Source organism: Brevundimonas abyssalis TAR-001 (assembly GCF_000466985.1).
GTDB lineage: Bacteria > Pseudomonadota > Alphaproteobacteria > Caulobacterales > Caulobacteraceae > Brevundimonas > Brevundimonas abyssalis.
This window is the reverse complement of the sequence record NZ_BATC01000028.1, coordinates 15905-34154: the sequence shown is the minus strand read 5'-3', so window position 1 is coordinate 34154 and position 18250 is coordinate 15905. Positions and strand designations below refer to the sequence as shown.

Genomic DNA, 18250 nt, shown 5'->3' with positions numbered 1-18250 from the left:
CCCGCCCCGTTCGGCCCCATGACCGCATGCACCTCCCCCGCCGGGACGTCGAGCGTCAGGCCCTTGAGGATGGGTTTGTCGTCGATGGAGACGTGGAGGTTATTGATGTTCAGCATTGTTTTTCTTGCATATTACAATCCGTCATCCTCGGGCTTGTCCCGAGGACCCACTTGTCAGCACTCTCAAACCGCAGAGCAGCGCGCGCGGACGGATGCCCCGCACGCGAACGATCCATGCCGCTGAACCACGGGTCCTCGGGACGAGCCCGAGGATGACAAAGGGTGGAAGTGAGAGCTGCGCCTATTCGTCCGTCGGTCCGTGCTTCCACACCGGCGGGCGATCCCACTCCAGCGACAGGTCGTCCCAGTCGGGATTCTCCCGCTCGATCAGATTGATCTTCCACGCGCGCAGATACCGCTTCAGCGCCTTTTCGCGCCGGATGGCGGACGTCATCAGCTCGAATGGTTCGAACCAGACCAGACGCTTCAGGCCGTGCTCCTTCGTGAAGCCCGCAAAGGCCCCCGTCCGGTGCTGGTGCACGCGCTGATACAGGTTGCTGGTCACGCCGGTGTAGAGCGTTCCGAACGGCTTGTTCGTCACGATATAGGCGGCGATCAGAGGGCGTTCGCGTCCCATGCGGTGGAGAATGCGGATAAATGGGTCCTCGGGACAAGCCCGAGGATGACGAAGGTTGAAGGATCACCCCACGCTCCCTTCCAGCGAGATCGCCACCAGCTTCTGCGCCTCCACCGCGAACTCCATCGGCAGTTCCTGCAGCACGTCGCGGACGAAGCCGTTGACCAGCAGGGCCACCGCCTCCTCCTCCGACAGGCCGCGCTGCTGCGCATAGAACAGCTGGTCGTCCGACAGGCGCGTGGTGGTGGCCTCGTGCTCCAGCTGGGCCGAGCCGTTCTTCGCCTCGATATAGGGCACGGTGTGACTGCCGCAGTCCTTGCCGATCAGCAGGCTGTCGCACTGGGTGAAGTTGCGCACGCCCGTCGCCTTGGGATGCACCGACACCAGCCCGCGATAGGTGGAGTCCGACTTGCCCGCCGACACCGCCTTGGCGATGATCCGGCTCTTCGAGTTCTTGCCCAGATGGATCATCTTGGTGCCGGTGTCGGCCTGCTGATGGCCGTTGGTGATGGCGATGGAATAGAACTCGCCCGAGCTCTCCTCGCCCTTCAGGATGCAGGACGGATATTTCCAGGTGACGGCCGAGCCGGTCTCCACCTGGGTCCAGCTGACCTTGGATCGGTCGCCCCGGCAGTCGGCGCGCTTGGTGACGAAATTGTAGATGCCGCCCTTGCCCTCGGCGTCGCCGGGGTACCAGTTCTGGACCGTCGAGTACTTCACCTCGGCGTCGTCCAGCGCCACGATCTCCACCACCGCGGCGTGCAGCTGGTTCTCGTCGCGCATGGGGGCGGTGCAGCCTCCAGATACGAGACATAGCTGCCCTTGTCGGCGATGATCAGGGTGCGCTCGAACTGGCCGGTCTGGCTCGCATTGATGCGGAAATAGGTCGACAGCTCCATGGGGCAGCGGACCCCCGGCGGCACATAGACGAACGAGCCGTCCGAAAAGACCGCGCTGTTCAGGGCCGCGAAATAGTTGTCCGACACCGGCACCACCGTGCCCAGATACTGGCGCACCAGTTCGGGGTGTTCGCGCAGGGCCTCGGAGATCGGCATGAAGATCACGCCGGCCTTCTTCAGTTCTTCCTTGAAGGTGGTGACCACGCTGACGGAGTCGAACACCGCGTCCACCGCATAGCGCGGCGCGCCCTCGACCCCCGCCAGAACCGCCTGCTCCTTCAGCGGAATGCCCAGCTTCTCGTAGACCGCCAGCAGCTCCGGATCGACCTCGTCCAGCGACTTGGGCCCGTCCTTCTTCTTGGGCGCGGCGTAATAGTACAGGTCCTGATAGTCGATGGGCTGATAGCGCACCGCCGACCAGGTGGGCTCCTCCATGGCCAGCCAGCGCTCATAGGCGGCCAGACGCCATTCCAGCATCCATTCCGGCTCGCCCTTCTTCTCGGAGATGAAGCGCACGATGTCGGTGTTCAGGCCCTTGGGCGCGAACTCCTGCTCAATGTCGGAGGTGAAGCCGTGCTTGTACCGCTCCAGCTCCGCGACCGTGTCGATTGTCTCTTTAACTGCAGCCATTTACGCGACTTCCTTCGCGCGCACACTCAGGCGCGCGACATGCTTTTCAAATGCGGCGGTCCAAACATCCGCGAACCGCGTCCAGTCGGATTCCTGCGTGCCCCAGCCGCCCGAGGCGCGCACCGCGCCCGTGGCCAGCCGGTCCAGCCCCATGCGACCAGCGTCTTGGACGGCTTGGTCTTGCCCGAGGAACAGGCGCTGCCGGCCGAGACCATGACCCCCGCCAGATCCAGCCCGATCAGCTGCTGCGGGCTGTCCCAGCCTTCCACCGCCAGGAACAGGGTGTTGGGCAGCCGTTCGACCGCCTCGCCGACCACTACCGCGCCCGCCGCCTTGACCCGCTCGGCCGCCGCGTCGCGCCAGCTTGCATGATGCGCCGCTTGCTCAAGCTCGCCACCCGCGATCTCCGCCGCGACGCCGAACCCGGCGATGCCCGCCGTGTTCTCGGTGCCCGCGCGCAGGCCCCGCTCCTGCCCGGCGCCGTGCAGGATGCGCACCAGGGTCAGCCCCTCGCGCCCGACCAGCGCGCCGGATCCCTGCGCCGCGCCCAGCTTGTGCCCCGACAGTCAGGGTGTCCGCGTCCAGCGCCCGCATGTCCACGGCGATCTTGCCCGCCGACTGGATGGCGTCCACGTGCAGCCAGCCGCCCGCCGCCCGCACCAGCGCGGCGGCCTCGGCGATGGGCTGGATCACGCCGCTCTCGTTGTTCGCATGATGGATGGCCACCGCCGCCCGGCCCGGCCGCTGCAGCGCCCCGGCCAGCCAGTCCAGATCGACCACGCCGTTTCCGTCCACCGGCAGGACCTCCACCGGAATGCCGCTGGCCATCGCCGCCTCGGCCACGCACGGATGCTCCGTCGCCGACACGATCAGCCGTTCGCAGCCCGCCGCGATGGCGCTGGCGATCCCCTGCGCATTGGCCTCGGTCCCGCCGCTGGAGAACACCACCGCCGTCGGATCGGCGCCCACCAGCGCCGCCACCTGGGCCCGCGCCGTCTCGATGCGCGAGCGGGCGCGGCGACCCAGCGCATGCACCGCATTGGGGTTGCCCCCCTCGGCCAGCACCTCGGCCATGATGGCCTGCACCTGCGGCCGCACCAGCGCCGTCGAATTGTAGTCCAGATAGATGCTCACGCCGCCACCCCCGCTCGCTCATCCATGGCGCCCGGCGACGCGTCCGCTTCAGCACCACGTCTTCCAGGCTGACGCTGGACAGGTAGCGGTGGATCTCGTCGCCCAGTCCGGCCCACAGGTCATGGGTGATGCAGCGTTCGCCGCCGATCATGCAGCCCTTGGGCGAGCCCTGCACCGCACAGCGGGTGGCCCGGATCGGCTCGTCCACCGCCAGAACGATGTCGGACACCATGATCTCGGACGACGCCGACGACAGACGGTACCCCCCGCCCGGCCCGCGCACGCTCTTGACCAGCCCGGCCCGGCGCAGGCGCGCGAACAGTTGTTCAAGATAGCTGAGGGAGATTTCCTGCCGCGCGGCGATCTCCGCCAGGGACACGGCGCGCTCTCGCCCGTGGCGGGCCAGATCGGCCATGGCCATCACGGCGTATCGTCCCTTTGTCGAAAGTCGCATCGCGCACCTCAAGAAATCGCGCGCTTTTCGGGGCTCCTGTGCTAGAACCCGCGGCTTCATGGGCCATGGCGCGTGGGTTGGAGATATAAAGTCCCACCCCCATGGTCAAGTATTACGCAGCTGCGAAACGACAGTTGAAGACGGGATTCCACCAGATTCATGCCTGAAGTCATCCTGAGCGGCGCCTCCGGTCGCATCGAGGCCCGCTACGCCCCCGGAAAGCGCGAGAACGCGCCCATCGCCCTGATCCTGCATCCGCACCCCAAGGCGGGCGGACACATGAACAATCCGGTGGCGGTGCATCTGTACCAGCTGTTCCAGAAACGCGGCTTCGCCACCCTGCGGTACAATTCGCGCGGCGTAGGCAAGTCCCAGGGCGAGTTCGACTCCGGCATCGGCGAGCTGGCCGACGCGGCCACCGCCCTGGACTGGCTCCAGACCGAGAACCCCGCCGCCAGCCAGACCTGGGTCGCCGGCTATCAGTTCGGCGCCTACATCGGCATGCAGCTGCTGATGCGTCGCCCCGAGACTGACGGCTTCATCTCGGTGTCGCCGCCCACCAACATCTACGACTTCAGCTTCCTGGCCCCCTGCCCGGCCTCGGGCCTGTTCCTGCACGGCACCGCCGACACCATCGTGCCGCCGGTCGAGGTGGAGCGCGTGGTCAACAAGCTGCGCACCCAGAAGGGCATCACCATCGACTACGAGCTGGAAGAGGGCGCCACCCACTTCTGGCAGGACCACCTCCCCGCCGTGGAACGCCGCGTCGGCGCCTATCTGGACATGCGCCTGGAAGCCGACCCGGCGTAGTCAGCCCCTTGTCCCACGTCATCATCCACACCGACGGCGCCTGTCGCGGCAACCCCGGTCCCGGCGGCTGGGGCGCAGTGATGCACTGGGGCGAGCGCGAGAAGGAACTGTGGGGCGGCGAGAAGCTGACCACCAACAACCGCATGGAGCTGATGGCCGCCATTCAGGCGCTGGAGGCCCTGACGCGCCCCTGCAAGGTCGAGCTCCACACCGACAGCAAATACGTCATGCAGGGCATCGAGCAGTGGATTCACGGCTGGAAGGCGCGCGGCTGGAAGACGGCGGACAAGAAGCCGGTCAAGAACGAGGACCTGTGGAAGCGCCTCGACGCCGCCCGCGCCCGCCACGATGTGCGCTGGCGCTGGGTCAAGGGTCACGCCGGCCACCAATGGAACGAGCGCGCCGACGCCCTCGCCAACCGGGGCGTGGATGAGCTGAAGGGCTAGCGCGCGGCCAGCCTAGACGGGGCGCACCTTCAGGCGCGACCCGCTGACCGACTCCACCACCACGGCCTGCCCCACCATGGGGGCCTCGCCGTCGATCTCGGCCGCCCATTCCGAGCCCGAGATGAACACCCGGCCGCGGCCCTCGGCGAAGGCCTGGACCACCTGGGCGCGCTGGCCCACCAGGCGGCTGTCGCGGTCGTTGATGTCGGCCGCGTCGCCCGGATTGATCCGCTTGATGAACCGCCGCGCCAACACCGTGAACACCACCGTCAGCAGGGCGAAGACGATCAGCTCCCCGGCCCCGCCCAGCGGCAGGCCCAGCGCGGTCAGCACCGCCACCAGCCCGGCGGCGGCGGCGGGCCACAGCAGCCATTCGGTGGTCATGGTGACCTCCACGGCCAGCAGCGCCACCCCGATGGCCAGCCAGATCCAGAACGGCTGGGCCGAATAGAGGTCGATCAGCCAGTCCATGACCTACTCCGTGCCGGGGACCGATCCGCGCGGGCGGCGCGGGGCGGTCTGGGGCGGCGGGGGCGAGTTCGTGGTGGTCGCACGCTGCGCCGGACGGGCCGCCTGACGGTCGTCGCGGCGATCCTGCTGCTGCTCCTTGGCCAGGCCGACCAGTTCGCCCAGGCCGGCGATGGTGCCGACCAGTCCACCCATTTCGGCGGGCACGATGACGGTCTTCTGGTTCGGGCTGCGGGCCAGCTCGGCGAACGCCTCAACGTATTTCTGGGCCACGAAGTAGTTGATGGCGTTGACGTCGCCGGCAGCGATGGCCTGGGACACCATGGCGGTGGCGCGGGCCTCGGCCTCGGCTTCCCGCTCGCGGGCCTCGGCGTCGCGGAAGGCGGCCTCCTTGCGGCCCTCGGCCTCCAGAATGGCGGCCTGTTTGGCGCCCTCGGCCCGGGCGATGGCGGCCTGTTTCTCGCCGTCCGCCTCGGTGATGATGGCGCGCCGCTCGCGCTCGGCCTTCATCTGGCGGGCCATGGCGTTGGTGATGTCCACCGGCGGGGTCAGGTCCTTGATCTCGATCCGGTTGACCTTGACGCCCCACGGCTCGGTGGCCGCGTCGATCACAGTCAGCAGCCGCGAGTTGATGCTGTCGCGCTGGAACAGCACCTCGTCCAGCTCCATGGAGCCCACCACCGTCCGCAGATTGGTCGAACACAGCTGGGTGATGGCGTAGTTGAGGTCATCGACCCGGTAGGCCGCAGCCGAGGCGCTCATCACCTGGATGAAGACGATGGCGTCCACCTTCACCATGGCGTTGTCCTTGGTGATGACCTCCTGCTGGGGCACGTCCAGGACCTGCTCCATCATGTTCATGCGCCGCCCGATGCCTTCCACGAAGGGCGTCAGGAAGCTGATGCCGGGGCTCAGGGTGCGGGTGTACTTCCCGAACCGCTCCACGGTGAACTCGCGCCCCTGCGGCACGATCTTGATGACGCTGAACGCCAGGGCGATGGCCATCACCACCAGAACGATCGCAAATACGGACAAACCCATGGGCAGCCTCCCTTTTTCCCGTCCAGCTTATCCCGCCGCGCACCGCCCGACCATCGAAACCGGACCGGAACCGATTACATCCGCGTCATCAGGCGCATCCGGCTGGGCTGTTCAGCCCCGCCCGCGATAGGTCGGCACGCCCTGGTCCGGCAGCCACAGTCCTTCCGGCGCCGTGCCGGTCTGCCAGAACACGTCGATGGGGATGCCCCCGCGCGGATACCAGTAGCCGCCGATACGCAGCCATTTGGGCGCCAGCAGGTCCGCCAGCCGCTTGCCGATGGCCACAGTGCAGTCCTCATGGAACGCTCCGTGGTTGCGGAAGCTCGTCAGGTACATCTTCAAACTCTTGGATTCGACCAGCCAGTCCCCTGGCGCATAGTCGATCACCAGATGGGCGAAGTCCGGCTGGGCCGTCACCGGGCACAGGCTGGTGAACTCCGGCGCGGTGAAGCGCGCCAGATACAGGGTGTCGGCGTGCGGATTGGGCACGCGCTCCAGAACGGCCTGCTCGGGGCTGTCGAAGCCCCGCACATCGCCGCCGAGCTGGGTGAGGCCGGAAGTGTTCGTGGTCATGGGATCGCTTTAGCCTCTGGCGCTCAGAGCCGCCAGCTGTTCAGCACCGGCCCCTGCGGCGTCTCCAGCCAGCGGGCACCGACGCCGAACACCGTCTGCATGACCTCGGGCGCCAGGGCCTCGCGCGGCGGCCCGTCCGCCGCCACCCGGCCGCGATCCATCACCACCACCCGGTCGGCGTGGCGCGCGGCCAGGGACAGGTCGTGCAGGCTGACCAGCACCGCGGCCCCCGCCTCGGCCCGGCGGCGCAGCACGTCCATCACCAGCAGCTGGGCGTCCGGGTCCAGTCCGGCCGCCGGCTCGTCGGCCAGCAGGATCGGCGCCTCGGTGGCCAGAAACCGCGCGAACAGCACCCGCGCCCGCTCCCCGCCCGACATCTCGGCCACGCCCCGGGCGGCCAGACGGCCCGCGTCGATCTCGATCAGCGCCTCCAGGGCCCGGTCCCGCGCCGCATGACCGGACAGGAACGGCGCGCCCAGGGCGGCCACCTCGACGGCGGGCATGTTCCAGGCGATGCGCCGGTCCTGCGGCAGCCAGGCCAGTCGCGCCGCCCGGTCGCGCGGCCCGAAGGCCGTCAGGGCCCGTCCCTCCAGTCGCGCCTCGCCCTTCGACAGGGGCAAGGCGCCGGTCAGGGCGCGGATGACGCTGGTCTTGCCCGCGCCGTTGGGACCGGTCAGGGCGACCACCTCGCCGGGCAGGATCGACAGATCCACATCCGACAGCACCTCGCGCCCGTCCAGCAGGGCGGTGGCGCCATGCAGGGACAGGGCGCTCACAGCCGCCACTCCCGCGCCGCGCGCCAGGCGATCAGGGCGAACAGCGGCGCCCCGACCAGGGCCGTGAACACCCCCAGCTTCAGCTCCTGATCCGTCGGCGTCAGCCGCGCCGCCAGATCCGCCGCCACCAGGATCAGCCCCCCCGTCAGGGCGGCGGGCAGCAGAACCCGGCCGGGATCACCCCGCACCGCCCGGCGCACCAGATGCGGCGCCGCCAGACCCACGAAGCCGATCACCCCGGCCACAGCCGTGGCGGCGCCTGCCGCCAGAGCCGCGGCGATCAGGGCGGCGGTCCTGAGCCGGCCCATGGACAGGCCCGACGTCGCCGCCGTCTCCTCGCCCAGGGCCAGCATCCGCAGGCCGGAGGCCGCGAAAGCCGCCAGCACGCCGGAGATCAGCACCATCGGCGTGACCCAGGCCACGTCGAACCAGCTGCGGTTCTGCACCGACCCCAGCAGCCAGCTCATCACCTCGGCCGAGGCGATGGGCGAGGGCGACAGGTTGAAGATCAGGCCGTGGCCGCACCCGCGAAACTGGACAGGGCCACGCCGAACAGGATCAGGGCCTCCGGCGCCCGGACCCGCGCGGCGAAGATCACCAGGGCCGCGCCCGCGATCCCGGCGCCCGCCAGAGCCGACACCTCGACGACGCCCGGCAGGGCCGCCCCGCCCATGACGATGGCGAAGGCCGCGCCCAGCGCCGCGGCGGCCGACACGCCCAGCACACCCGGGTCCGCCAGCGGGTTGCGCAACAGTCCCTGCAGCACCGCGCCCGAAAGACCGAGCGCCGCGCCCACCATCAAGGCGCAGGCGATGCGCGGCGCCCGCACCTGCCACAGCACCTGTCCCTCCAGCGACGCCGGGTCCGCGAAGGCCAGGCGATACTGGGCCGCGCTCAGGGGCGCCTCCCCAAAGGTCAGGGCCAGGCCGGACGCCGCCAGGATGGCCAGGATCAGAAAAACCGTCAGCCGGGTCATGGCCGCGCCGCCTCAACCGCCAGCGCCTCGGCCGCCTCGGCGGCGAACCAGGCCGGACAGGCCATGGCCGACCCGGACAGGCGGGTCACGGCGCGATCGTCGATCAGCCGCCGAAGGGCCGGATGCCGCCCCGGCCCGCGCCAGTCGGCCCGCACCTGCTCATAAAAGGCCAGGACGAACCGCGCCGGGGGCTCCAGCAGCAGCCGCTCCACGCTAACCGGCGCGAACCACGGGCTTGGCGACAGGGACCGCAGCCCCGCCGCCCGCATGATCGCCCCCACCAGAGTATTTTCTCCCGCCGTGAAGCCGCCCGCGGTCATGTAGAGCGCCGAGCCCGAGGCCCCTGCTCCGGCGGCGCTCGCCAGCCGTTCATCCATGTCCGCGATCAGGCCGCGCCCTGCATCCTGCCGACCCAGCGCGTCCGCCACGCGCCGCACATTGGCGCGCACGCCGTCGAAATCCGTCGCGTCCTCGATGCCCACGACGGTGACGCCGCGACGCTCCAGCGCCGTCAGCAGGCGCGGCTCCCCGCCCCAGTAGCGCAGCACCACATCCGGCCGCGCGATCAGCGCCGCCTCCAGCGTCGGCCGGACCCGCGCATGCCCCCAGGCCTGCGCCCGCAGATGGGAGTCCGGATCATCGGCGCGGGGCGACAGGAACAGCCGGTCTTCCGGCCCGCCCAGGGCCAGGGCGAACTGATCCGCACACTGGTCCAGCGACAGGATTCGCAGGCCCTCGGCCCGCACAGCGTCCGCACAGAAGAGCGCCAACCCCAGCACCAGCGCCGCCCCCCCGCGCCGGATCATCGCTTCAGCACGCTCTCGAACAGGGCGTCCAGCATCGCCCCCACCAGATCCTCCGGCGCCTGCCAGTCGAGATAGGGCTTGGTGATGATCAGGGAGACCACCCCATGGACGCCGGCCCACAGCAGCTGCGCCGTGGTCGCGGGATCGTGCCTCAGACGGATGGAGCCGCCGATCTCCTCGATGACGCCGACAAAGGAGCCATAAAGTCCGGCGCCCAGTTCGCGGGCAACGCCCTCGGCGCCGCCGCGCGCCTCCTCGGGCCGCGTCATGTAGATCAGGCGATAGGCGTTGGGATTCTCCAGCCCGAACCGGGCATAGGCCTCCAACATGCGGCGAAGCCGGACCTCCACCGGCGCCGGGTCGGACTCGATGCGCGCCGTGGCTTCCGTCAGCAGGGCGAAGGCGCCGCGGCAGATCTCGGCCAGGATTTCGCTCTTGTCGCGGAAATGCATGTAGAGCGCGGTCGACGACAGCCCCACCTCGTCCGCGATCTTGCGGATGGTGGCGCCGTCATAGCCGCACTCCACGAAGATGCGCTCGGCGGCCTCGAGGATTTCGGCGCGGCGCTCGTGCCCTTCGCCCTTGGGCTTGCGTCCGGCGCGCGGCGCGGCGGCGGTAAACGACTCTGCCAAATCAGCCTCACGCGAAAACGGAGGGCGTCTGAATAGCGGCATTTGACGCATCGCGCCAACCGGGCCTTTCTGTCGGTCGGGAGACGCTAGGGGGCCGAACCTTGCACGACGGAACCGATCGACCGCCGGTAACGGGGCCGCCGCCCTCGCTGAGCGCCCGACGGCGCGGGCTGGACGCCGGGCAATGGATCGCCCTCCTCCTGGGCCTGACCGGGCTGACGGTCGCCGCCATGACCGCGCCCGACGCCCTCGCCCGGACCATCATCCATGTGTTGTGGCTGCTGTTTCTGGCGGCCGGCCTGTGGCGGGCCGCCGCCGTGGCGATCAGCGGACGCGCTCCGCCCGCCGCCCCTCCGGCCGCGGACCTGCCGCCCTACGCCGTCATCGCCGCCCTCCGGCATGAGGCGGCCATGATTCCCCAGATTGTGGCCCGGCTCTCGCGGCTCGACTACCCGGCGGACCGGCTGCGCGGCTTTCTGGTCATCGAGGCGGACGACGGGGAGACCATCGCCGCCGCCCAAGCCTGCCCGCGCCCGGATTGGCTGTCGGTGCTCGTGGCCCCGCCGGGCGAGCCCATGACCAAGCCCCGCGCCCTGAACATCGCCCTCAGCCGCGTCGTCGAAGGTCTGGTCACCGTCTACGACGCCGAGGACGAGCCCGATCCCGGCCAGTTGCGCGAGGCGGCGGCGCGATTCGCCTCGGGTCCGCCCCGCCTGGCCTGCCTCCAGGCCCCCCTGCGCATCCGTCCCGCCGCCGATCCTGCCCGTCGCCGCCCGTTCCTGGACCGTCAATTCGCCGCCGAATACGCCGCCCTGTTCGAGGTCATCCTGCCCGCCCTGACGCGGCTGGGCCTGCCCTTTCCGCTCGGCGGCACCAGCAACCATTTCCGGGTGGACATCCTCCGCCAGGTCGGCGGCTGGGATCCCTGGAACGTCACCGAGGACGCCGACCTCGGTTATCGCTTGTGGCGGCGTGGCTGGCGGCTGGGCGTGATGTCATCCCCGACCTGGGAGACGCCGCCGGGCGACCTGCACGCCTGGCTGCCCCAGCGCACCCGCTGGCTGAAGGGGTTCATGCAGACCTGGCTGGTGCACATGCGCCGGCCCCTGTCTCTGGGGTGGAGGGGACTGCTCAGCCTGCACCTGACACTCGGCCTGGCGCTGGTCGCCGCCGCCCTGCACGCAGCCGCCTTGGCCCTGCTGCTGGGCCTGACCCTCAGCGCCCTCATCTACGGCCTCGCGCCCGCCACGCCGCCGCTGGCGGTGCTGGTGCTGGTCACCGGCGCATCATCCAGCTGGTTTTCGGCCTGGATCGGCTGCCGCCGGGCGGGCGTTCCGTACGGCCTGCGCGACATGCTGACGGCGCCCCTGTATTGGTCCATGCTCAGCTTGGCCTTCGTCCACGCCTTCTGGCGGCTGATCCGCCAGCCCTTCGCCTGGGACAAGACCCCCCACGCCCCGGATGAGCCCGCGATCGATCACCGGACTGGACGACAGGCCGCCTGACGGCCTAATCCCGACCCATGGCCCCCCTTATTGCTTCGACCCCCGAAACCCTGCGCACCACGGGCTGGTCCGACTACGCCCTGATCGACAGCGGCGACGGCCGGAAGCTGGAGCGCTACGGCCGCTTCACCGTGGTGCGCCCCGAGCCCCAGTGCTTCTGGAAGCCCGCCCGGCCCGAGCTGTGGGACAAGGCCGACGCCGTGTTCGATCCCGAGGGCGACGACGAGGACGGCCGCTGGAGCTTTCGCGGCAAGGCCATCGACCTGTTTCCGCTGGCGTGGAACGACGTGCGCTTCAACAGCCGCTTCACCCCCTTCCGCCACCTGGCCTTCTTCCCCGAGCAGGCCGCCAACTGGGAGTGGCTGGACGGGCGACTTCGCTCTCTTCAGAAACCAAGAGTGCTCAACCTCTTCGGCTACACCGGCGTGGCCAGCCTCGCCTGTTCGGCGGCGGGCGCCGAGGTCACCCATGTGGACGCCTCCAAGAAGTCCGTGAACTGGGCCCGCGAGAACGCCGCCCTGTCCGGCCTGGAGGACCGCCCCATCCGCTGGATCGTCGAGGACGCCCGCAAATATGTGGCGCGCGAGGTGCGGCGCGGCTCGAAATATCACGGGATCATCCTCGACCCGCCCAAATACGGACGCGGCCCCACCGGCGAGGTCTGGCGGCTGTTCGAGGACCTGCCGCAGCTGGTGCACGACTGCGCCGCCCTGCTGGACGACGACGCCTCGTTCCTGCTGCTGAACGCCTACGCCGCGCGCATCTCGGGCCTGTCGCTGGCCCACCTGACGGCCGAGGCCACGGCCGGGCGCGGCGGCGTCATCGACTGGGGCGAGCTGGCCCTGGTGGAAGAGAGCGACCGCGGCGCAGAGATCGGCCTCAGCTTCTTCTCCCGGTGGAGCGCCTCTTGAACGAACGGGTCATCACCTCCCTGACCAATCCCACGGTCAAGGCCATCCGCGCCCTGCACGCCCGCAAGGGCCGCGACGAGTCCGGCCTGTTCCTGGCCGAGGGGCTGAAGTTCATCGGCGAGGCGCTGGATCTGGACCGGCGCCCCGCACCCTGCTGGTGGGTCAGGACGCCCGCCCCCACCCCCTGCTGGACCGCGCCGTCAAGGCCACCACGGCGAACGGCGGCGAGATCATCACCGTCAACCGCGCCATCCTCGAGAAGGTCTCCCGCAAGGAGAACCCCCAGACCGTTCTGGGGGTTTTCCAGCAGGTCTTCACCCCGCTGGACAAGATCAATCCCCGCTCATCCCCCGCCTGGGTGGCGCTGGAGCAGGTGCGCGACCCCGGCAATCTGGGCACCATCATCCGCACCTGCGACGCCGCGGGCGCCGGCGGCGTCATCCTGATCGACGACTGCTGCGACCCCTATTCGGTGGAGGCCGTGCGCGCCACCATGGGCTCGGTCTTCGCCGTCAGCGTCACGAAGACCACCACCGACGCTTTCCTGACATGGCGCGAAACCTGGCCGGGCAGCGTCATCGGCACCCGGCTGGACGCCACCCACGACTACCGCGCCGCGCCGGTCGAGCATCCCGCCCTGATCCTGATGGGCAACGAACAGGCGGGCCTCACCGACCGCCTCGCCGCCGCCTGCGACGTCAATGTGAAGATCCCCATGCGCGGCCGCGCCGACAGCCTGAACCTGGCCATCGCCACAGGGATCATGGTCTACGCCGTCACCGAGGGAAGCTGATGTCCACACACACCCTGACCGTGCTCTGGGAGAACCAGAACGAGCCCTTCACCGACAACCGCTACAGCCGCGCCCACCGCTGGCTGTTCGACGGCGGGGTCGAGGTGGTCGCCTCCTCCTCCCCCTCTGTGGTGCCGCCACCCCTGTCGCTGGAAGCGGCCGTGGACCCCGAGGAGGCCTTCATCGCCTCCATCTCCAGCTGCCACATGCTGTGGTTCCTGGCCCTGGCCGCCAAGGCCGGGTTCAAGGTCGACCGCTACGAGGACCAGCCCGAGGGCCAGATCGGGAAGAATGACCAGGGCAAGGTGTCCGTCACCGTCGTCACCCTGCGGCCCGCCGTACGCTTCGGCGGCGACGCCCCCACGACCGAGCAGCTGGACGCCCTGCACCACGACGCCCACGACCGCTGCTTCATCGCTCACTCGGTGAAGAGCGAGGTGCGCTGCGAGCCCCGACAGGCGGCCGCGTGATGGCCCTGAAGATCGAGGACGCCGTCAACGAAAACTGCCCATGGTCCGGCAAGCCGGTCAGCGCCGACAGCCTGACCCTGTATCGCGGCCACGTGGTCGGTTTCTGCAATCCCGGCTGCCGCGACAAGTTCGACTCCGCCACTCGCGCCTTCGACGAGGCGATCGACAAGGCCGAAAAGCCCTGAGCCTCACGTCCCCCGCGGCTTGACCCGGTTCGTCGGGTCCGCGTTGGCCGGGTCCTCGGGCCAGGGATGCTTCGGATAGCGCCCGCGCATGTCGGCCCGCACGTCCGCCCACGACCCGGCCCAGAACCCCGGCAGATCCTTCGTCACCTGGATCGGCCGCCGCGCCGGCGACAGCAGGGCCAGCGTCAGCGGCGTGCGGTCGCCCCCCACCACCGGATGGGTCTTCATGCCGAACAGCTCCTGCACCCGCACCTCGACCCGCGGCCCGCCCTCGGCGGCGTAGTCGATGGCCGCCCCGGTCCCCAGCGGGTGGTGAACCGCTCCGGCGCCTCGGCCTCGATCCGCCGGTGCAGGTCCCACGGGATCAGCCCGCGCAGGGCGTCATGCAGCGCCCCCGCCTGCACCCCCTTCAGCGACGAGACCTGATCCAGCAACGGCGCCAGCCACGCCTCCCGCGCCGCCCACAGGGCGTCATCCGACACGTCCGGCCAGCTGTCGTCCCGCGCCCGCAGGAACGCCAGCCGCGACCGCAGCGACCGCGCCGCCTCGCCCCACGGCAGGCTGTCCAGCCCGCTCCGCGCCACCTCGCCCATCAACGCCGCCGTCAGGGTGGCCCGGTCCGGCGCGCCCAGATTGGCCTCGGCCACCGTCAGGGCGCCCAGCCGCGTCACCCGGCGCACCTCCCGGCGGCCCGACGGGGCGGCGATCAGCCGGTCCTCGACGCTCAACAGCCGCGCGAAATCCTCGGCGATGGTCTCCCCGTCCAGCGGCGCCGCCAGCCGGATGCGGTCCCTCGCATCGCGCCCCCCGCCCAGCTCCCCCACCGCCAGCCATGTGTGCCGCGCCAGCGCATCGGTGGGCTCCACGAACGCCCCGCGCCCGGACGCCAGCTGATACTCCCCCGGCTTGCCCCGCGCCTTGGCGATGCGGTCGGGAAAGGCCTCGGCCAGCAGGCGCCCCGGCGAAACCTCCCCGCCCCGTCGGCCGCCGCCCGCCGCCTTCGCCCAGCGGTCCGCCAGCGCCCGCGCATCCTTCGCCCGCGACGACCCGTCCCGCTCCAGCCGCCGCAGCCGCTCGCCCAGATCCGCATCGTCCCCGCCCAGCCCCGCCTCGCTGAGCAGGGCCGCGACCCGCGCGGCGGTCAGGGCGTCGCCTTCATCGGCCCCGAACGCCGCCATGTGCGCCAGTCGCGGCGACAGCGGAATGGCGGCGATCCGCTCCCCGTGCGGGGTCAGGCCGCCTACCTCGTCCAGCGCCCCCAGCCGGGTCAGCACCGCCCGCGCCTCGGCGAACGCCCCCGCCGGCGGCGGGTCCAGCAGGGCCAGATCCTCCAACGACCGCGCCCCCCACCGCGCCAGATCCAGCGCGAAGCCGGTCAGGTCCGCCTCGAGAATTTCGGGCCGCTGGTGGGGCGCCAGGCCCCGGGTCTGTTCGGCGTCCCACAGACGGTAGCAGACCCCCGGCTCGGTCCGGCCCGCCCGTCCCCGCCGCTGGTCCGCCGAGGAGCGGCTCACCGGCACGGTGGCCAGCCGCGACAGGCCGCTGGCCGGGTCGAAACGCGGAACCCGCGACAGCCCCGCGTCGATCACCACCCGCACCCCCTGAATGGTCAGGCTGGTCTCGGCGATGGCGGTGGCCAGCACGATCTTGCGCACGCCCTCCGGCGCCGGCTCGATGGCCCGGTCCTGATCCCGCCGGTCCAGCGCCCCGTACAACGGCGCCAGGATCAGCCGGTCATTCTCCAGCGGCGCCAGCCGCTCATGAACCCGCCGGATCTCCCCCTGCCCCGGCAGGAACACCAGCATGGAGCCCGTCTCCTCGCTCAGGGCCAGCCGCACCGCGCGCGCGACCGCATCCTCGATGCGCTCGGCCGGATTGCGGCCCGGATAGCGGGTCTCCACAGGGAACATGCGCCCCTGCGATTCAATCACCGGCGCGTCGTCCAGCAGCGCCGCGATCCCCACCTGATCCAGCGTCGCCGACATCACCAGCAGCCGCAGGTCGTCGCGCAGCAGCCCCTGCGCCTCCCGCGCCAGCGCCAGCCCCAGATCGGCGTCCAGACTGCGTTCGTGGAATTCGTCGAACAGCACCGCCCCGATCCCCTCCAGCCCGGGGTCGGACAGGATCATGCGCGTGAACACGCCCTCGGTGATGACCTCGATGCGGGTGGCGGCGCTGACCTTCGTCTGCGCCCGGGTCCGGTAGCCCACGGTCTGGCCCGCCGGTTCCCCCAGCGTCTGCGCCATGCGCTCGGCCGCCGCCCGCGCCGCCAGCCGCCGGGGCTCCAGCACCAGCACCTTGCGCCCGTCCAGCCATGGCTGATCCAGCAGCGCCAGCGGAACCACCGTGGTCTTGCCCGCGCCCGGCGGCGCCGACAGGACCACCGCATTGCGCGCGGCCAGCGCCGCCTTCAGCGGCTCGAGAACCTCATGGATGGGCAGCATGGGCCGTCTCTACACAGGGAACGCCCCGCGCGACAGACGGCCCGTCACTGGCCTCAGCCCAGCAGGGACGGGAACAGGCCGATCACCAGAATGGCGGCCACCGCCAGCGGACAGACCCAGGCGATCAGGAACCGCCATGCGACCAGCACCGGCCCGGACAGGCCCGTCTCGGCGTTGACCAGCTTGCGGTCCGCGACCCAGCCGATGAAGATCGCCGTGATCAGACCCGACAGGGGCAGGAGCAGCCGCGAGGTGATGCCGTCGATGGCGTCGAACCAGCCTGCGTTCTCGAAGCCCGGCACGAACGGAATGGGCCGCTGGTCCGCCAGGATATTGAACGACAGGGCCGACAGCAGGCCCACCGCGAACACGATCACCCCCATCATCACCGCCGCATTGACCCGCGTCATGCGGAATTTCTCGGTGACCCAGGCCACCGAAATCTCCAGCAGCGACACCGAGGAGGTCAGGGCCGCGAAGAAGGCCAGCACGAAGAACAGGAAGCCCACGATGGCCCCGCCCGGCATCGAATGGAACGCGGCGGGCAGGGTCTGGAACATCAGGGTCGGGCCGGCGTCCGGCTGCAGGCCCACGCTGAACACGATCGGGAAGATGGCCAGACCCGCGATGATGGCCACCGAGGTGTCGGCGAAGGCGATGACGCCGCTGGTCGATCCCATGTTGGTGTCGCGCGACGCATAGGCGCCGTAGGCGATCATGGCGCCGCCGCCCAGGCTCAGCGAGAAGAACGCCTGCCCCAGCGCCGAACTCAGCACGCCCGGTTGCAGCGCCCGCTCGAAGTCCGGGGTGAACAGGAAGGTCAGGGCCGCGCCGAAGTCGCCGGTGATGGCCGCATAGATGGTGATGGCGATCAGCAGGATGAAGAAGGCGGGCATCAGCCACACGGCCGCCGCCTCGATGCCGCCCTTCACGCCCCGCGCGACGATCCACACGGTCAGGACCACGAACACCGCCTGCATGGCCACCAGCAGGCCCGGATTGGCGAACAGGTTGGGCATCAGCAGGCTGATGCCTTCCACCGTGCTGTCGGCGTAGGCGCCCGCCAGGGGCTGGCCCGCCGCGATCGTGCCGAACAGGTCCATGCCCGTGCTGCCGACGAAATAGATCACCCAGCCCGCGACCACGCCGTAGAAGGTCAGGATCAGGGTGTTGGCGATCAGGCCCACCACCGCCAGGGCGCTCCACGCCGGGCTGGCCCCGGACTGGCGCGCCAGATAGGCGGCGCTGCCGATGGTCGACCGCTGGCCATGGCGGCCGATCAGGGTTTCGGACAGCAGCAGCGGCGCGGCGATCAGGGCCACGAACAGGATGTAGAAGAAGACGAAGGCCCCGCCCCCGTTCATCCCGGCCTCGGTCGGAAAGCGCCAGAGGTTGCCCAGCCCCACGGCGGACCCGGTGGCGGCCAGCACGAAGGCGGCGCGCGAGGACCAGCGGGCCTGGCCCGGCGGCGTCGTTGCGATCATCTTGATTCCCGTTTCCCTACGGCGTCGCATCCCCACGAGCGCGCCCTGTTGTTGCCCGGACCTTACGGAGCGGCCCCGGTGAATCAAGGCTTTCCGGGCGGGCGATCGCCTCTCGAGAGAAAAGGAACGGCGTTCGTAAATGACGATTGCGTGAACACGGGACCAGGCATAGCGTCC

General features: G+C 70.3%; 14 protein-coding genes and 7 pseudogenes. 7 read left to right on the top strand and 14 right to left on the bottom strand.

The window, feature by feature from the left end; genetic code table 11:
• From sufC to MBEBAB_RS15660, 5 genes and pseudogenes are all read right to left on the bottom strand, one after another.
• Positions 1 to 116: pseudogene (gene sufC, locus MBEBAB_RS16180) on the bottom strand (Fe-S cluster assembly ATPase SufC); the annotation flags it as partial.
• A gap of 184 nt (positions 117 to 300) precedes the next feature.
• Entirely contained in the window at positions 301 to 636 is a 336-nt protein-coding gene (locus MBEBAB_RS08630) for a GIY-YIG nuclease family protein (RefSeq protein ID WP_021697582.1), read from the bottom strand.
• Between the two features lie 63 nt (positions 637 to 699).
• A pseudogene (gene sufB, locus MBEBAB_RS08625) lies at positions 700 to 2165 on the bottom strand (Fe-S cluster assembly protein SufB).
• Positions 2166 to 2191: 26 nt separating this feature from the next.
• Positions 2192 to 3239: pseudogene (locus MBEBAB_RS08620) on the bottom strand (cysteine desulfurase family protein).
• Between the two features lie 91 nt (positions 3240 to 3330).
• Positions 3331 to 3753 (bottom strand): annotated as a pseudogene (locus MBEBAB_RS15660) (Rrf2 family transcriptional regulator); the annotation flags it as partial.
• A 159-nt stretch (positions 3754 to 3912) separates the two neighbouring features.
• On the opposite strand from MBEBAB_RS15660, the gene MBEBAB_RS08615 reads away from it, so the two are divergent.
• Together MBEBAB_RS08615 and rnhA are read left to right on the top strand one after the other, a co-directional pair.
• Positions 3913 to 4563: an alpha/beta hydrolase gene (locus MBEBAB_RS08615; RefSeq protein WP_021697579.1), complete on the top strand. Its 651-nt coding sequence runs from the start codon at positions 3913 to 3915 to the stop codon at positions 4561 to 4563.
• Positions 4564 to 4571: 8 nt separating this feature from the next.
• Complete coding sequence (gene rnhA, locus MBEBAB_RS08610) at positions 4572 to 5009, top strand: ribonuclease HI (protein WP_021697578.1); 438 nt, start codon at positions 4572 to 4574, stop codon at positions 5007 to 5009.
• 12 nt (positions 5010 to 5021) lie between these two features.
• Here rnhA and MBEBAB_RS08605 read toward each other — a convergent pair whose 3' ends face one another.
• From MBEBAB_RS08605 to MBEBAB_RS08575, 7 genes and pseudogenes are all read right to left on the bottom strand, one after another.
• Positions 5022 to 5480, bottom strand: coding sequence for an NfeD family protein (locus MBEBAB_RS08605; protein ID WP_021697577.1), 459 nt, complete (start codon positions 5478 to 5480; stop codon positions 5022 to 5024).
• A gap of 3 nt (positions 5481 to 5483) precedes the next feature.
• The gene (locus MBEBAB_RS08600) at positions 5484 to 6482 is read right to left on the bottom strand and encodes an SPFH domain-containing protein (protein WP_148291478.1); all 999 of its coding nucleotides are present in this window, start codon (positions 6480 to 6482) and stop codon (positions 5484 to 5486) included.
• 147 nt (positions 6483 to 6629) lie between these two features.
• Positions 6630 to 7091, bottom strand: a complete 462-nt coding sequence (gene queF, locus MBEBAB_RS08595; protein ID WP_021697575.1) for a preQ(1) synthase — start codon at positions 7089 to 7091, stop codon at positions 6630 to 6632.
• A gap of 23 nt (positions 7092 to 7114) precedes the next feature.
• The gene (locus tag MBEBAB_RS08590; RefSeq protein ID WP_021697574.1) at positions 7115 to 7867 is read right to left on the bottom strand and encodes an ABC transporter ATP-binding protein; all 753 of its coding nucleotides are present in this window, start codon (positions 7865 to 7867) and stop codon (positions 7115 to 7117) included.
• A pseudogene (locus MBEBAB_RS18675) lies at positions 7864 to 8843 on the bottom strand (FecCD family ABC transporter permease). Before MBEBAB_RS18675 ends, MBEBAB_RS08590 begins: the two are co-directional and overlap by 4 nt.
• Entirely contained in the window at positions 8840 to 9649 is an 810-nt protein-coding gene (locus MBEBAB_RS08580) for an ABC transporter substrate-binding protein (protein ID WP_021697572.1), read from the bottom strand. Before MBEBAB_RS08580 ends, MBEBAB_RS18675 begins: the two are co-directional and overlap by 4 nt.
• On the bottom strand, positions 9646 to 10281 hold the full coding sequence (locus MBEBAB_RS08575; protein WP_021697571.1) for a TetR/AcrR family transcriptional regulator: 636 nt from the start codon (positions 10279 to 10281) through the stop codon (positions 9646 to 9648). Before MBEBAB_RS08575 ends, MBEBAB_RS08580 begins: the two co-directional genes overlap by 4 nt.
• Positions 10282 to 10382: 101 nt before the next feature.
• On the opposite strand from MBEBAB_RS08575, the gene MBEBAB_RS08570 reads away from it, so the two are divergent.
• The 5 genes and pseudogenes from MBEBAB_RS08570 (at position 10383) to MBEBAB_RS08550 (ending at position 14145) form a co-directional block, all read left to right on the top strand.
• Positions 10383 to 11786 carry a glycosyltransferase family 2 protein gene (locus MBEBAB_RS08570; RefSeq protein WP_021697570.1) on the top strand — a complete coding sequence of 468 codons (1404 nt, stop codon included), beginning with the start codon at positions 10383 to 10385 and terminating at the stop codon, positions 11784 to 11786.
• Between the two features lie 17 nt (positions 11787 to 11803).
• On the top strand, positions 11804 to 12697 hold the full coding sequence (locus MBEBAB_RS08565; protein WP_021697569.1) for a class I SAM-dependent methyltransferase: 894 nt from the start codon (positions 11804 to 11806) through the stop codon (positions 12695 to 12697).
• Positions 12694 to 13490 (top strand): annotated as a pseudogene (locus MBEBAB_RS08560) (TrmH family RNA methyltransferase). The gene MBEBAB_RS08565 and the pseudogene MBEBAB_RS08560 overlap by 4 nt, the downstream one beginning before the upstream one ends.
• Positions 13490 to 13960, top strand: a complete 471-nt coding sequence (locus MBEBAB_RS08555; RefSeq protein WP_021697567.1) for an OsmC family protein — start codon at positions 13490 to 13492, stop codon at positions 13958 to 13960. Before MBEBAB_RS08560 ends, MBEBAB_RS08555 begins: the two are co-directional and overlap by 1 nt.
• Positions 13960 to 14145, top strand: coding sequence for an eL24 family ribosomal protein (locus MBEBAB_RS08550; protein ID WP_021697566.1), 186 nt, complete (start codon positions 13960 to 13962; stop codon positions 14143 to 14145). The genes MBEBAB_RS08555 and MBEBAB_RS08550 overlap by 1 nt, the downstream gene beginning before the upstream one ends.
• A gap of 3 nt (positions 14146 to 14148) precedes the next feature.
• Here the strand turns inward: MBEBAB_RS08550 and hrpB are convergent.
• Positions 14149 to 16589 (bottom strand): annotated as a pseudogene (gene hrpB / locus MBEBAB_RS08545) (ATP-dependent helicase HrpB).
• Between the two features lie 53 nt (positions 16590 to 16642).
• Positions 16643 to 18073, bottom strand: a complete 1431-nt coding sequence (locus tag MBEBAB_RS08540) for a sodium-dependent transporter (protein WP_021697564.1) — start codon at positions 18071 to 18073, stop codon at positions 16643 to 16645.
• Positions 18074 to 18250 lie beyond the last annotated feature (177 nt).

Coding starts and splice junctions, on each gene's coding strand:
- MBEBAB_RS08630 (WP_021697582.1), bottom strand. CDS start 636: ATGGGACGCGAACGCCCTCTGATCGCCGCCTATATCGTGACGAACAAG.
- MBEBAB_RS08615 (WP_021697579.1), top strand. CDS start 3,913: ATGCCTGAAGTCATCCTGAGCGGCGCCTCCGGTCGCATCGAGGCCCGC.
- MBEBAB_RS08605 (WP_021697577.1), bottom strand. CDS start 5,480: ATGGACTGGCTGATCGACCTCTATTCGGCCCAGCCGTTCTGGATCTGG.
- MBEBAB_RS08600 (WP_148291478.1), bottom strand. CDS start 6,482: ATGGCCATCGCCCTGGCGTTCAGCGTCATCAAGATCGTGCCGCAGGGG.
- queF (WP_021697575.1), bottom strand. CDS start 7,091: ATGACCACGAACACTTCCGGCCTCACCCAGCTCGGCGGCGATGTGCGG.
- MBEBAB_RS08580 (WP_021697572.1), bottom strand. CDS start 9,649: ATGATCCGGCGCGGGGGGGCGGCGCTGGTGCTGGGGTTGGCGCTCTTC.
- MBEBAB_RS08565 (WP_021697569.1), top strand. CDS start 11,804: ATGGCCCCCCTTATTGCTTCGACCCCCGAAACCCTGCGCACCACGGGC.
- MBEBAB_RS08555 (WP_021697567.1), top strand. CDS start 13,490: ATGTCCACACACACCCTGACCGTGCTCTGGGAGAACCAGAACGAGCCC.
- MBEBAB_RS08550 (WP_021697566.1), top strand. CDS start 13,960: ATGGCCCTGAAGATCGAGGACGCCGTCAACGAAAACTGCCCATGGTCC.
- MBEBAB_RS08540 (WP_021697564.1), bottom strand. CDS start 18,073: ATGATCGCAACGACGCCGCCGGGCCAGGCCCGCTGGTCCTCGCGCGCC.